The following is a 12,914-nucleotide window of genomic DNA, read 5'->3' as shown; positions in this document are numbered from 1 at the left end:
TAGCGGCTGGCCCGTTCAGCGCGTGGCTGCGACAAATGCGTCGCTCGCTGCTCGGCAACGAAGGCATGGATGTGCCGTGCGGAGACTGCGATGGTTGCTGCGTTTCCGGGTATTCCGTGCAGCTACGGCCCGAAGATCACCGGGCCGCGGCCAGGATTCCGGCAACCTTCGTAGTGAGCGCGCCGGGCTTCGCCAAGGGACATCTCACAGTTCGTCCGCTGCCGAGTGGCGTGTGCCCCATGCTCGATGGCGGCAAATGCTCGATCTACGCGGACCGGCCGCAGACCTGCCTCGACTACGACTGCCGCATCTTCGCCGCTGCGGGTATCGATGCGGGCGGCGAGGACAAGGCCGTCATCAACAAACGCGTGCGGGAGTGGCGGTTTTCCTATCCAGAGCCGCTGGATCTCAAGGAACACGAGGCGGTACGCGCTGCCGCCGCGTTCATTCGCGATCGACGTGACAGCTTTACCGTTCGCGTACCTGCCGGCCCGATGGGCATCGCGGTGTTCGCGATCAAGGCGTACACGGTGTTTCTCGATCCTCACTTCACGAGCGGCAGCGATACGGACATTGCCCGCGCCATCATCGACGGGGTTCGCCGTTTCGATTCCGGCACATTGGCATAGCAACAAACGCTTCCATAACCACCAGCGCATCGCCGGTGCTGACCGCCTTGCCCTCATCGGCCTTGCCTCATCGATAAGGCCGCATGGCGGCCGGCGGCAAAATGGCTGCCTCGAAGGACAGTCTGGACGACAGTCTGGGGCAGGCAGCATCTGAGCGTTTGAGGGCCGTCACCGGGCCGTTCGGGCGCGGATGCTATGATCCGCCCCATGCAACGAGATCTCGACAAGATGCGCCGGCGGCCGTTCTTCTTCCCGCTGGTGCTCGCGGTTCTATTGTTCATCGCTTTGGTGGCTGCCGCGGCGTGGCTGTTCGATGCCCGGGCCACCACCGTGGTGTTCGTCGTGCGTCACGCCGAGGTGGAAGCGGGCAACGATCCGGATCCGCCGCTGAGCGTCCAGGGCCGCGAACGCGCCGCGCGTCTGGCGACAATGCTGTCCAAGGCTCGCCCGGTGCGCGGCCTGGATGCGATTTTCGCGTCCGAGTTTCGACGCGCCCATCAGACCGTCACACCCTTGTCCGAGACCCTGGCTTTGCCGGTCAACGTCGTACCCACGGCCACCTGGGCCGAGCTCGCCAAGCGCATCACTCGGGAACATCGCGGCGAATATGTGCTGGTCGCGGGCAATCCCAATAACATCCCGCAGGTGGTGCAGGCATTGAGCGGCGAGAGCGTGACCCTGGGCGAGGACGAGTACAACACCATGTTCGTGGTGTTCGTGCCGCAGGTGTCCAAGAGCAAGGTGGTCAGACTGTCCTACTGAGCGGGTCCTCGATCTGGCCGGCACCCGGGCGGCGGACAAAGTGCTCCGCTGCGCTTGCCTGCCGGCAGGCCGGTGCTACAATTCGCGCCCTTCGGTGGGCCCGTAGCTCAGCTGGGAGAGCGCCTCGTTCGCAATGAGGAGGTCAGGAGTTCGATCCTCCTCGGGTCCACCAACTTTCCCCACCCGTGCCTTAATCTCGATCCGTCAATGACTTACGGGCGCCCCGGCGGTCTTCCGCCAGCCCGTCGCCCGGTCCGATGGCTAGAGGCTGCATGCTGCCAAGATCGCTGCTGTTGGGTGTGTTGCTGGGGCTCTCGTGGATGCCGGCCCACGGCGCCGAGCAGGCCGACGCCCCTGCCAAGATCGATCCGATCGCGTCGCGAGCGGTAATGACAGGCGAGCAGGTGGTGCAGATCCTCGATGAGACCGTCGACTGGTATCGCACTCTTGGCACCCAGCAGCAAGCCGCGACGCAACCCAGCGACTTGCTGATCCTGTACGCCAATCGCCAGACCGCCGAGAAAGTCATCGCGCTGGCCTTCGAGATCGCCCGTGCGAACGCCGAGCTGATCAGCAGCGAAGCCGGCGCGCAGGAAAACGAAGACGCCGAGTCGAATGCGGAAATGCGGTCGCATGCCCGCATGAAGCAGCAGCTCGACCAGCAGCGCACGCAGTTGCAGGGCGAGATAGAAGCCGTGAATGCGAAGATCGCCACAGCGTCGGCCAAGGAACGAGGCGACCTGCAAGCTCGGCGTCAGGTCCTGCAAGGCGAGCTGGATCTCATCAATGCCCAGCGCAATCTGTTCTCGAACATGGCGCAGTACGCCAGCGAGAATGTCGGCGCGAATGCGTTGAAGGCGCACATCGATGCAATTGCGGCGTCGATACCTGCGGCCAGTGCCACGCCGGTGACGATGCCTGGAACAATCGCAGCTGCGCCGGCCGCGGCGTCGTTCACATCGGCGGTGAGCACATCGCTGAGCCAGTTCGGTATCTGGGATCTGACCGCGACCGTGCTGCGCCTGTCGGCCAAGGCGCGAACCATCGAGACGGTCGATCGGCGCACCGAACAGCTGCAGGAAACATTCAAGGAGATCCGCGACGCTCCGCTGAAGCAATTGCAAGCGCTGGCCGCGCGAGGCGATGCGTTGGCGGCGCAGTCAGGTTCGCAGGACCGCGAGAGTCTGCGGCGAGTGCGCGACGAGTACGACACCATTGCCTGGCTGTTCCAGCAAACATCATCCATCGTCACGCCGCTCAGCAAGGCGGAAGTGCTGCTGACTCAGTATCGCAATAATCTCGATAACTGGCGTGAGGCTACCCAAAGGCAGTCTCGGGAAGCGTGGCGTGTTCTCGGCATCCGCCTCGTGATCTTTGCTGCGTTGCTGGCTTTGGTTTTCACGGCGGCAGAGTTGTGGCGTCGTGCCGTGTTTCGCTACGTGCCTGACATCCGCCGTCGCTCGCGACTGTTGTTGCTTAGAAAGATCGTGCTGTGGGCGCTGGTGGTCGCCATCGCTGCCGCGACGTTCGCGACTGAGCTGGGATCGCTGGCCACGTTCGCGGGTCTCATCACCGCCGGTCTGGCGGTGGCCATGCAAAGCGTGCTGGTCTCGGTGGTGGGGTACTTCTTCCTGGTCGGCAAGTATGGCATTCGCGTCGGCGATCGTGTCCAGGTGGGCAGCGTCACCGGCGAAGTCATCGATCTCGGGCTGGTGCGTCTGCACTTGCTGGAATTGAGCGGCCAGGGTGGGGCCATGAGTCCGACTGGCCGCGTCGTGGCGTTCGCCAATTCCATTGTCTTTCAGGCCTCGGGCGGGCTGTTCAAACAGATCCCTGGCATCAATCTCGCCTGGCGTGAAATCACCGTGAAGCTGCCGACGGGGGCGGATTCAACGGAGTTGAAGACTAAGTTGAGCGATGCTGTCAGCGGCGTGCTCAACGACTACCGCGAGGACATCCTGCGGCAGACGCAGGAAATCGAGCGCGCTGGCTCGGCGCATGGCCCGGGCGATGTTCAGCCGCAGGTCCAGTTGCGCTTCTCGGTGGATGGTGTGGACGCCATCGTTCGTTATCCAGTCGAGCTGCGGCATGCCGCCGAGATCGAGGAGCGCGTGTCGCGCGAAGTATTGCGCGTCATTACCTTCTCCTCCTGAGCGGCGTGGTTATTTCGGCGGCCGCAGGGCGTGACGTTGCAGCTTGCCCGTCGCGGTCTTGGGCAGCGAGTCGCGGAACTCGAGGGCGCGCGGATACTTGTAAGGCGCGATGGTTTGTTTGACGAAGTCCTGCAGAGTCTGAACCAGCTCGGGCGAGCCCGCGATGCCCTCTTGCAGAACGATGAACGCCTTGACGAGTTGCCCGCGCGCTTCATCCGGAACGCCGATGACCGCGCATTCGTGTACAGCCGGATGCTGCAGCAAAGCCGCCTCTACCTCGGGACCGGCGATGTTGTAGCCAGCCGAAATGATCATGTCGTCGGCGCGCGCTTCGAAGCGGAAATAGCCGTCCTCGTCCTGCGAATACAGATCGCCGGTGACGTTCCATCCGTGCACCACGTAATCGCGCTGCCTCGGATCGTCGAGATAGCGGCAACCCGTCGGGCCCTTCACGGCGAGCCGTCCGACCTTGCCGGGAGGCAGCGGCAAGCCATCTGGATCGAGAATGCACGCTTGATAGCCGGGCAGGGGTTTGCCGGTCGTGCCAGGGCGAATCTGCTCGCCCTTGGCGGAAATGAAGATGTGAATGAGCTCGGTCGCGCCGATGCCGTCGATGAGCCGCATCTTGGTCGCCGCGAACCACGCGTCCGACGTTGCCTTGGGCAGCGCCTCGCCGGCGGACACACAGCGCTCGAGGCTGGAGATATCGAACTTCTCGAGGATCGGCAGCAGCGAGCGATAGGCCGTCGGCGAAGTAAATAACGCCGTCGCGCGAAAGCGTTGCACGGCCGATAGCAGATTGTCCGGGCTCGGCTGCTCCACCAATAGGGTCGCAGCGCGCCGGCCGAGCGGAAACACCAGCAGTGCGCCCAGGCCGAACGTGAACCCCAGAGGAGGGCTGCCGACATAGATGTCGTCCGGCGCGGTTTCCAGCAGATGTCCCGCAACGACCTCGCGCATCGCCAGCACATCGCGATGAAAGTGCATGGTAGCTTTCGGCGTGCCCGTCGTTCCCGAGGTGAACGCGAGCAAACAAACATCGTCACGGGCAGTGTCGACATTGTCGAACGTCGAAGCCTGCCCGTTCATCATTCCCTCCAACTGCCCATCCCCTGCGCTAGATCCGTAGCAGACGATGCGTTTCAGCCGGCCGCCCAGTTGCGCCGCTTGCTCCAGTTCCTGCGCGAAACGCCAGTCGCACAGCGCGTGATCGATTTGCGCCCGCTCCGCGATCACCGACAATTCGGGCGCTCGCAGCAGCGGCATGGTGGTAACCGCAATGGCACCGGCCTTCATCACGGCGAGCCAGCAGGCCACCAGCGTCGGGTTGTTCGGCCCTCGCAGCAGCACACGATTGCCGGGCACGATGCCCATCTCGTTCACCAGGACATTCGCGATGCGGTTGGCGCGTTCGAGCAGTTGTGCGTATGTCCACACGCCACTGTCCGAGTACAACGCGACGCGCTCGCCGTGGCCTTCGTGAATCGCATCATCGAGCAGCACGACGCCGCAATTGATCCGCTCCGGATACTGGAGTTCCGGCAGATCGAAGCGAAATTCGGGCCAAAGATGCGGCGGAGGCAACCGCTCGCGTGCGAATCGATCTACATGCGAGGTGTAGGGCATGCGCAGTGTTGGAGCCAGCATCAGGTCACCGCCGCGCGAACGGAATAACGAGGGTCCGCGTAGCAGCCGCTGTGAACCACATCGGCCACCGTGTAAGCGGCGTCCCAGACATCCTGATAACGAAGGTAGAGTGGCGTGAAGCCGAAGCGCAGCAGATCAGGCGCGCGGAAGTCTCCAATCACGCCGCGTTCGATCAGCGCCTGCATGATGGCGTAGCCGTCAGGATGCGCGAAAGAAACATGGCTGCCACGCTCGTTCACGTTGGCCGGACTCACCAGGCGCAACGAAGGGCAGATATCGGCAATGAGATCGACGAACAGCTCGCTCAGCCAGCGCGATTTCTGCACGATGTCCTGCATGCGACTGCGCAACATCACGTCCACACCCACTTCGAGACTGAGCACGCCGAGAATCGAGGGCGTGCCGCACAGGAAGCGGCGGATACCCCGTGCGGGCTCGTACCGATCGATGAATTCGAACGGACGGTTGTGGCCCATCCAGCCCTTGAGCGGCGAGGCCAGCTCGGCCTGCAGCCGCTCGGCCACGAACAGGAACGCCGGCGCGCCCGGCCCGCCATTGAGATATTTGTAGCCGCACCCCACGGCCATATCGGCTTCGCAGCCGTTGAGATCGACCTCGATCGCGCCGACGCTATGACTCAAATCCCAGATCACCAGCGCGCCATGCTCGTGAGCCCTGGCAGTAATGGCTCGCATGTCATGGATCGCGGCGGTTTTGTAGTGGACATGCGTGAGCATGACCACCGCAGTATTCGTATCGATGGCATCGATGATGCGCTCGCCGGGCTCCAGCCGCAGCTCCAGAGACGCATTGCGTGTGCCGATGGCGCCCTCGGCCATGTAGAGATCGGTCGGGAAGTTGCCCGGCTCCGACAGCACGACGCGGCGGTCCGGGCGAGCGGCGAGGGCGGCGCCCAGCAGCTTGAACAGGTTCACCGAGGTGGAATCCGCGACGACCACTTCGCCGCTGCGAGCGCCGATCAGCCTGGCGATCTTGTCGCCGACGCGCAGCGGCGCATCGATCCAGTTGTGATCGTTCCAGCTGCGGATCAGGCTCTGGCCCCACTCCTTGGCGACGACTTCCTCGATGCGGGCGCGTGTCGCCCTGGGCAGCGGACCGAGCGAGTTGCCATCCATATATATGAGGCCGCCCGGCAGCTCGAACTCTTCGCGCCGGTGGCGCAGGGGGTCTTCCTGGTCCCAGCGGCGGATCGCCGGGTAGGTAATTGCATCTCGCCGCTCGAAGTTGGTGGTTTTGTCGAATTTGCGATGCATGTGTCCCGTCCCTCGTGACCCGGAAAGTGTCGCGCTGCGGCCGCGAGACATTGTTCCGAATGGCCACCCTTGCAAAGCCTCGCCAAGAACGTTAGTAGTGCAGCTGGGCCCTTTAGCAGGACAATGTCCCGATGCTGGACAAAACGGAAACCGCTATCCTGAAATTGCTCGAGGAGAACGGACGGCTCTCATACGCCGAGCTGGGCGAGAAGGTCGGTCTGTCGAAGAGTCCGTGCTGGACGCGAGTGCACGACCTGGAGCGTCGCGGAGTCATCCGACGTTATCGAGCGGAGATCGACGCGGCGTCGGTGGGGCTGGAGCTGCATGCGTTCGTGCAGGTGACCATCGACTCGGCGCGGCACACCGACTTCGAGGCGGCGGTGAATCGTCACCCTGCCGTGCTGGAGTGCTTCACGACGGCGGGACAGGCGGATTACCTGCTGCACGTGCTGGTGCGTGGCATCAGCGAGCTGGACGAATTGCTCCGCTCGCAGATTTCGCGGCTGCCCGGCGTGCAGCGCTTGGAAACCACGGTCTGCATGAAGACCATCAAGCATCGCGGCTCGCTGATGGCGTGCCTGCGATGAGCAACGAACAACTCAGGAGAGCATCATGATCGGCGGTGTCAGTGCAGTGGTCCTCATCAAGGCCGAGACTTCCAGTGTCAACGAGCTTGCGCAGAAGCTGGTGGAGTTGAAGGGTGTCGCCGAGGTGTTCTCGGTGGCCGGGCAGTACGATCTCGTGGCCATCGTGCGCGTCAACGAGAACGAACAGCTGGCCGAAGTGATCACCGACAAGATGCGCAAGCTACCCGGCGTGCAGCTCACCGAGACCATGATCGCGTTTCGTGTGTTCACCAAGGCCGCGGTGGAAGGCATGTTCGACCTGGGAAGTTGACGCGCGCACCGTTTTATTTCTGGTCCAGTACCTGGCGGACCTTGGTCGCCAGCTGCTGGAGGGTGAACGGCTTCGGCAGGAACGAAACATCTCGATCCAGCATGCCGTTATGGATGACGGCATTGCGCGTGTAACCGGTGGTGTACAGGACTTTCGCGTCCGGGCGCTGCTCGCGGATGCGATCGGCGAGTTGCTTGCCATTGATGTCGGGCATCACCACATCGGTGAACAGCAGATCGAAGCGGGTGTTCGCCTCGACCATCGCCAGCGCCTGCCTGGCATCGCTCGCGTGGATCACCGTGTAGCCGAGGTCGCGCAGCAACTGCACCGACATCTGGCGAACGCGGTCTTCATCTTCGACCACCAGGATCACTTCGCAGGGCGTGCCTTCCGGCGGCGGGGCAGGCTGCGTTTCGGGCACGGACGCTTCTTCCTCGCCGACGTAGCGAGGCAGATAGAGCTTGACCGTGGTGCCCTGGCCGACTTCAGAGTACAGCTTCACGTGACCGCCGGACTGCTTGGCGAAGCCATAGACCTGCGACAGGCCGAGACCGGTGCCCTGGCCAGGCTTCTTGGTCGTGAAGAAGGGGTCGAACGCACGCGACATCACTTCAGCGGTCATGCCGGTTCCCGTATCGGTCACGGCAATCGCTACATACTGACCGGGCCGAACATCGGCGTGATCGGCGGCGTAGATATCGTCCAGGTGCGCGTTCATGGTCTCGAGGGTGATCCTGCCGCCCTCGGGCATCGCATCGCGCCCATTCACGCATAGGTTGAGAATGGCGCTCTCCAGTTGCGGCGGATCGGCGAACATGCGCCACAGACCGCCGGCCAGCACGGTCTCCATGCGGACGTTGCCGCCGAGCGTTCTCGTCAACAGCTCGGACATGCCGCCGACCAGTTTGTTGACGTCCACAGAGCAGGGCGCGAGAGGTTGCTGCCGCGAGAATGCCAGCAGCCGCGAAGTCAGCTCGGCGGCTCGCAGCGCGCCCTCCATGGCGTGATCAACTGCCATCGCGGCCTTGGCCGGATCGCGCACGAGGTATTTCTTCGCCATGTCGATCGAGCCGACGACGATCGCCAGCATGTTGTTGAAGTCGTGCGCGATGCCGCCGGTCAGCTGCCCGACCGCCTCGATCTTCTGCATCTGCCTGACCAGGGCCTCGGCCCGGGCGCGCGATTGCACCTCGTCACGCAGTTGCTGGTTGGCGTCCTCCAGCTCGGCGGTGCGCTCGGCAACCCGCGTTTCCAGCAGATCGTTGGCGCGGCGGCGCAGATCGTTGTCGTGCGCGTACTCCGCGAAGCCGCGATGCATGGCCGCGGTCATCAGCAGGATCACGCTGACCAGCACGACATAGAAGCCCATGCCGATCCAGTTCGACAGGCCCTCGGCAGACAGCGACCAGGTCGGGGACAACAGGAAATACCCGGACAGAACAGCACCCAGCACGCCCGCGACCGCGCCCGCGCGCCAGCCGAAAATGAAAGCGGTGAGGACGATGGCGACGAAGAACGTGATGAAGGGAAAGCCGTGCAGTTGGGCGCTGAGCAATACACGGACATACATCGCTGCGATGCTGGCGGCCACGGCGAAGGCATGGCCCAGCCAGCGGCTTTCGCGCAGGAATTGCGTGGTTTCGTACCACTTGCGGATGCGTTTTACGAGCATGAGTGGTCGCGAAGTGCCGCCCGTCCCCCCGACAAGCGCGCAATCTAGCAAAGCGGGCTTGCTCCCAACAGCTTTCGCCGCCGGAACTCGCCCGCGCCGCCAACGATTGGATTCGTCGCGAGGTTCGGCCAGTCACTGCGCCGAGCCCAGGCTTTCTACTGAGGCTTTCATGGATTGGCTGTCCCTGCTGCAATGGCCCGCGATGCTCGTCACCCTGGTGGCCGCCTGGCTGGTCGCGTCCCAATCCCAGCGCCGTCGCAAATGGGGTTTCTGGACCTTCATCGCGAGCAACGTGCTGTGGACCGTCTGGGGCTGGCACGAGGGCGCCGCGGCGCTGATCGTGCTGCAGGTGGGCCTTTTTCTGCTGAACCTGCGCGGCACCCGCAAGAATGACCCGGCGACGTCATGATCCCGCCCCGAGCTGCTAGAATGCCGGCCGTCGCCCCCGTAGCTCAGTGGATAGAGCGACCGCCTCCTAAGCGGTAGGTCGTAGGTTCAACTCCTGCCGGGGGCGCCATTTTCTAATGCCTCCGTCCAAAATCACTCGCCTTGTCCAAAATCCGCAGGGCTTTCGATCGTTGCGGCAGCCGGCGATAACGCTTCTTTGTGACCGGACATCGGCATGGCCGGGCGCATCGGCCGCCTCTTGATCGGTATCTGCGTCGCTCGCTTCGCCCTGAGATCGTGGAAGTGATCGGCGAACCCATCCGCCTTGCGTTTGGCCAGTAGGCGCTGCCACTGAAGCTGGAACGCATTGGCCGTGAACGCCTTATGAACCTGGTCACAGGGTGACTGATAACGGTGAGACTGCTGATTGGTTGTTATCGAAGGTCGATCCCTGATGCCGTTCCAGCAGCCAAGCCGTCGTGCTGCCATCTTCTGGAGGCACGTGCCCGACAAAATCAACCAAGCGAATCTCAGCATTGACGAGCTTGCCAAAGGCGACAGCGGCATCTGTGCCGACTCGACTATCGTCGGAGGCGATGCGAATCATGATATGGCGGCCGGCAAGGTAAGGAACGAACTGCGCCAAGCCGTAAACCTCCTGATCGACCGCGTATCCATCGAATTCAGTCAGGCGCTGAAGGTCGGTCACCGGGGAGAGCAGCGCGATGTTTCGGATTCGCTCGTCATACGCCGCGCAGGTGACTGCTGTGTAGCCGCCGCGCGACTGGCCCACCACGCTTACCTCGGTAGCTCCGATCTGGTCGAGCACGAGAGACAGGCCCGAGCAGAACTTCCGGAACAGCTCCGTGTCGCCGGCTTCGATCCGCTTGCGCCAGCACGTCAGCTCGAACTTCGCAGGCTCCGTTGCATCCGCTCCGTGGCATGGCAGATCCAGCGCCAGCAACGAAAAACCCGCACCGAGCAGGTCAGACGGGACGCTTCCCAGGGCGTTCGTGTACAGCGTCGTGTGCATGTCCATCGCCATCAGCACCACGAGCGGGCCGTGATTGGCAATGAGTTCGTAGGCTGGCAACTCGACAGCCGGCAGCGGTGCGAGCGCGGGCTCGCTTGGGGACGCGGGAGGGGCCGAGCCATCCGACCCACACCCACAAAGAACGCTGAAGGCTATGAAAGCGATGATTCCTTTCATCAGTTCACTTGAACACAGACGTTGGAGTGTACGTAGGATGGAGTTCACAGAATGACACCAACTGCGCAACCGGACCTGGCAAAAGGAAGCTGAGTGCGAGAGCCGATTCGAGTGGTGGCACAGCATCGATGACGCGCGCCAGGGCGTGATCCTCTGCATGGCATATCAGCTGGGCACCAACGGCGTGACTAACTTCAAGCGCATGTGCGCCGCGCTGCGGATTCGCGATTACAGCGCGGCGGCAATCGAGATGCTGGACTCGACATGGGCGAAACAAACGCCGGCCCGGGCAAAGCGCATGGCGGAGATCATGAGAACGGAAGAGTGGCGATGACCTTCAAAGACCTGAAAGCGCGCCTGAGCGATCCGATCGTCGCCGGCGGCTTGCTGCTGGTAGTGCTCGGGGAGCCAAGCCCAGAGCGACGTACTGTACGGATCTCAAGACATTTTGGACGCGCCAGGGCGCCATCTCCTCCAGCCTTGCAAATCGCAACGATGCTCGTTCGAGCATGTGAAGCGGCCAGCTCTTCTTTCGTGATGGATCATCGTTGCCGCACGCGTCGCGGCCACCGCATCGTCAGGCAACTCGAGTCTCGCAATGTCGAGGCTCAGTGCTCGATCTGATCGTTCAGGTTCTGGACCGCACTGAGTGTCGATCCAAGATACATTCGCGTGAGCGCACGTCACCTGCGTCGATCGCGTGAAGCACGCGAGTTGCTGGACGCGGACGTTCAGGTTCAGACGTTTTTCGCTGCCTTCGAACATCGCTTCTTGATTATGAGAAGCAGTCCGCGCCGTGCGCGCCTCGAAGTGTGAACTTGTCGTGTGCGTGACGAAGCAATTTGTGAGCTCGACTCGCTTCGCTCGCATCTGAACGGCACGCAGTCTCGAAACAACGAGCAGGTTATGTCGGCGCTCCAATGACGCCGCATTTACAAAGCCTTTGCCAATGTTTCCATCGCATGTCGAAAAGCATTGCACCTAAGTGCTAGTGGGGCAGCGCGCCGATCGCCGAAGTGACTGAGCAGCAACGTGATTACATCGGTGGCATGGGGTTTGCAATCCTCTAGGTCGAAGACTACGAGCAGGCGTGAATTTCCCGCGATCTGCAAGGCGAACTGAAGGAGAAATTTGTGGCACGTTACGGATGGCTCGCGCTCGCGATCACGATTGTGGCTGCGATCCTGTTGCGCACCTCGCTGGTGGATGCTTATGTCGCAACGAAGGCGAAGACCCCACCGGCCCAAGAGTCGACACTATCCACGTCCGATGCAGGGGATGTTGCATCGATCGACGCTGCTGTCGATCAAACTAACGATCAACATAACGAGCTCGGATTGCCGCTGGCGTCGGTGCACGACGCAGCGTGGGGGCTCGACGGCTGCTCCCAGTTCGAATCCCGGGTCCTTTCGGAGTCGGGTGAGCTCATCACCGTACCGATCGATCTGTGTGAATCCGGCTTGCACCGGCAAAATCTGCTGGCGCGCCAGTCGGAGATCCCGGGTGCGGTCATGCCGAGCTACTTCGTGCCGGGTGCGCACGATGACTTTGCCAGCTCGACTGTCGCGGTCAACGACACTGTGTTGTTCAATGACGTCGCCGCGTCCGTTTCGACCCAACCTGAATATTTCGTTTCGAGAGGCTTGCACGGTGTGTTCGCGGGCAGCGGCTTCGCGGGCGGCGGTGGCGGCGGCCGGTTGACGAACGGGACTCCGGGCCCGACGTCCCCGGGCTCGGGCTCGGAAGGTTCGACGCCCCCCAATGCGCCGACCGACACCAACCCGCCGAAGAATTCGAACCCGCCGGGGAATGCCAATCCTCCGGTGGGTATGAATCCACCGGTGGACACCCATCCGCCAGGAGATACCAATCCGCCGGGCGATACCAACCCGCCAGTGGACGCCAACCCGCCAGTGGACGCCAATCCGCCAGTGGACGCCAATCCGCCGGTGGACACCAATCCGCCAGTGGACACCAATCCGCCTGTGACCGACGATCCGCTCGATCCCGGCCTGCCGACCGACCCAACGCCGCCCACCACCACGGTTCCGGAGCCGGGAACCTTCGGGCTGCTCGGCCTGGCGTTGGTTGGCTTGTTCCTCGGTCGTCGTCGGTCGCTAGCTCGAAGCGTCTGATCGTAGCTATTAACCCGGCGTAATTGAAGTGGACTCACGCGGCGTAGCGAATGTTCTTATTCTTGAAGTATGCCCGCACGCGGGTTGGCGACTTCTGGATCCGGCGCGAGTGACTGAGCATCGTGCGTTTCAGATCCTTCACATCTTT

Annotated in this window: 12 protein-coding genes and 2 tRNA genes; 10 read left to right on the top strand and 4 right to left on the bottom strand. The window is 62.7% G+C overall.

Going from position 1 to position 12,914, the window contains the following annotated elements; translation table 11 throughout:
- Nucleotides 1-35: 35 nt before the first annotated feature.
- The 4 genes from VGE08_RS22545 (at nucleotide 36) to VGE08_RS22530 (ending at nucleotide 3,544) form a co-directional block, all read left to right on the top strand.
- Nucleotides 36-629, top strand: a complete 594-nt coding sequence (locus tag VGE08_RS22545) for a YkgJ family cysteine cluster protein (protein WP_331070180.1) — start codon at nucleotides 36-38, stop codon at nucleotides 627-629.
- Nucleotides 630-836: 207 nt separating this feature from the next.
- Nucleotides 837-1,391, top strand: a complete 555-nt coding sequence (locus VGE08_RS22540) for a phosphoglycerate mutase family protein (protein WP_331070179.1) — start codon at nucleotides 837-839, stop codon at nucleotides 1,389-1,391.
- Between the two features lie 96 nt (nucleotides 1,392-1,487).
- Nucleotides 1,488-1,563 (top strand) — tRNA-Ala (locus VGE08_RS22535).
- Between the two features lie 100 nt (nucleotides 1,564-1,663).
- The gene (locus tag VGE08_RS22530) at nucleotides 1,664-3,544 is read left to right on the top strand and encodes a hypothetical protein (RefSeq protein WP_331070178.1); all 1,881 of its coding nucleotides are present in this window, start codon (nucleotides 1,664-1,666) and stop codon (nucleotides 3,542-3,544) included.
- A gap of 9 nt (nucleotides 3,545-3,553) precedes the next feature.
- Here the strand turns inward: VGE08_RS22530 and VGE08_RS22525 are convergent, their stop codons facing one another.
- Complete coding sequence (locus VGE08_RS22525; protein WP_349258779.1) at nucleotides 3,554-5,170, bottom strand: AMP-binding protein; 1,617 nt, start codon at nucleotides 5,168-5,170, stop codon at nucleotides 3,554-3,556.
- Nucleotides 5,171-5,190: 20 nt separating this feature from the next.
- Nucleotides 5,191-6,465 (bottom strand): kynureninase, encoded by a 1,275-nt coding sequence (kynU, locus tag VGE08_RS22520; RefSeq protein ID WP_331070176.1) that lies wholly within the window; start codon nucleotides 6,463-6,465, stop codon nucleotides 5,191-5,193.
- A gap of 131 nt (nucleotides 6,466-6,596) precedes the next feature.
- Here kynU and VGE08_RS22515 point away from each other — a divergent pair, with 131 nt between their 5' ends.
- Together VGE08_RS22515 and VGE08_RS22510 are read left to right on the top strand one after the other, a co-directional pair.
- The gene (locus VGE08_RS22515; RefSeq protein ID WP_331070175.1) at nucleotides 6,597-7,052 is read left to right on the top strand and encodes an Lrp/AsnC family transcriptional regulator; all 456 of its coding nucleotides are present in this window, start codon (nucleotides 6,597-6,599) and stop codon (nucleotides 7,050-7,052) included.
- 25 nt (nucleotides 7,053-7,077) lie between these two features.
- Complete coding sequence (locus VGE08_RS22510) at nucleotides 7,078-7,362, top strand: Lrp/AsnC ligand binding domain-containing protein (protein ID WP_331070174.1); 285 nt, start codon at nucleotides 7,078-7,080, stop codon at nucleotides 7,360-7,362.
- Between the two features lie 13 nt (nucleotides 7,363-7,375).
- Here the strand turns inward: VGE08_RS22510 and VGE08_RS22505 are convergent, their stop codons facing one another.
- Nucleotides 7,376-9,034 carry a response regulator gene (locus VGE08_RS22505; RefSeq protein WP_331070173.1) on the bottom strand — a complete coding sequence of 553 codons (1,659 nt, stop codon included), beginning with the start codon at nucleotides 9,032-9,034 and terminating at the stop codon, nucleotides 7,376-7,378.
- Nucleotides 9,035-9,203: 169 nt separating this feature from the next.
- Here VGE08_RS22505 and VGE08_RS22500 point away from each other — a divergent pair, with 169 nt between their 5' ends.
- Both VGE08_RS22500 and VGE08_RS22495 read left to right on the top strand, forming a co-directional pair.
- A complete protein-coding gene (locus tag VGE08_RS22500) occupies nucleotides 9,204-9,443 on the top strand; it encodes a hypothetical protein (protein WP_331070172.1) in 240 nt (79 codons plus the stop codon).
- 32 nt (nucleotides 9,444-9,475) lie between these two features.
- Nucleotides 9,476-9,551 (top strand) — tRNA-Arg (locus tag VGE08_RS22495).
- A 264-nt stretch (nucleotides 9,552-9,815) separates the two neighbouring features.
- On the opposite strand, the gene VGE08_RS22490 is transcribed toward VGE08_RS22495, so the two are convergent.
- Complete coding sequence (locus tag VGE08_RS22490) at nucleotides 9,816-10,631, bottom strand: alpha/beta fold hydrolase (RefSeq protein WP_331070171.1); 816 nt, start codon at nucleotides 10,629-10,631, stop codon at nucleotides 9,816-9,818.
- Nucleotides 10,632-10,788: 157 nt separating this feature from the next.
- On the opposite strand from VGE08_RS22490, the gene VGE08_RS26650 reads away from it, so the two are divergent.
- Both VGE08_RS26650 and VGE08_RS22480 read left to right on the top strand, forming a co-directional pair.
- The gene (locus VGE08_RS26650; RefSeq protein WP_414717526.1) at nucleotides 10,789-10,965 is read left to right on the top strand and encodes a hypothetical protein; all 177 of its coding nucleotides are present in this window, start codon (nucleotides 10,789-10,791) and stop codon (nucleotides 10,963-10,965) included.
- Between the two features lie 799 nt (nucleotides 10,966-11,764).
- A complete protein-coding gene (locus tag VGE08_RS22480) occupies nucleotides 11,765-12,766 on the top strand; it encodes a PEP-CTERM sorting domain-containing protein (protein ID WP_331070170.1) in 1,002 nt (333 codons plus the stop codon).
- Nucleotides 12,767-12,914: the final 148 nt, after the last annotated feature.

This window comes from Steroidobacter sp. (assembly GCF_036406195.1).
Taxonomy (GTDB): domain Bacteria; phylum Pseudomonadota; class Gammaproteobacteria; order Steroidobacterales; family Steroidobacteraceae; genus Steroidobacter.
The sequence above is the reverse complement of the archived record's forward strand: the minus strand, read 5'-3'. Positions and strand labels throughout refer to the sequence as shown.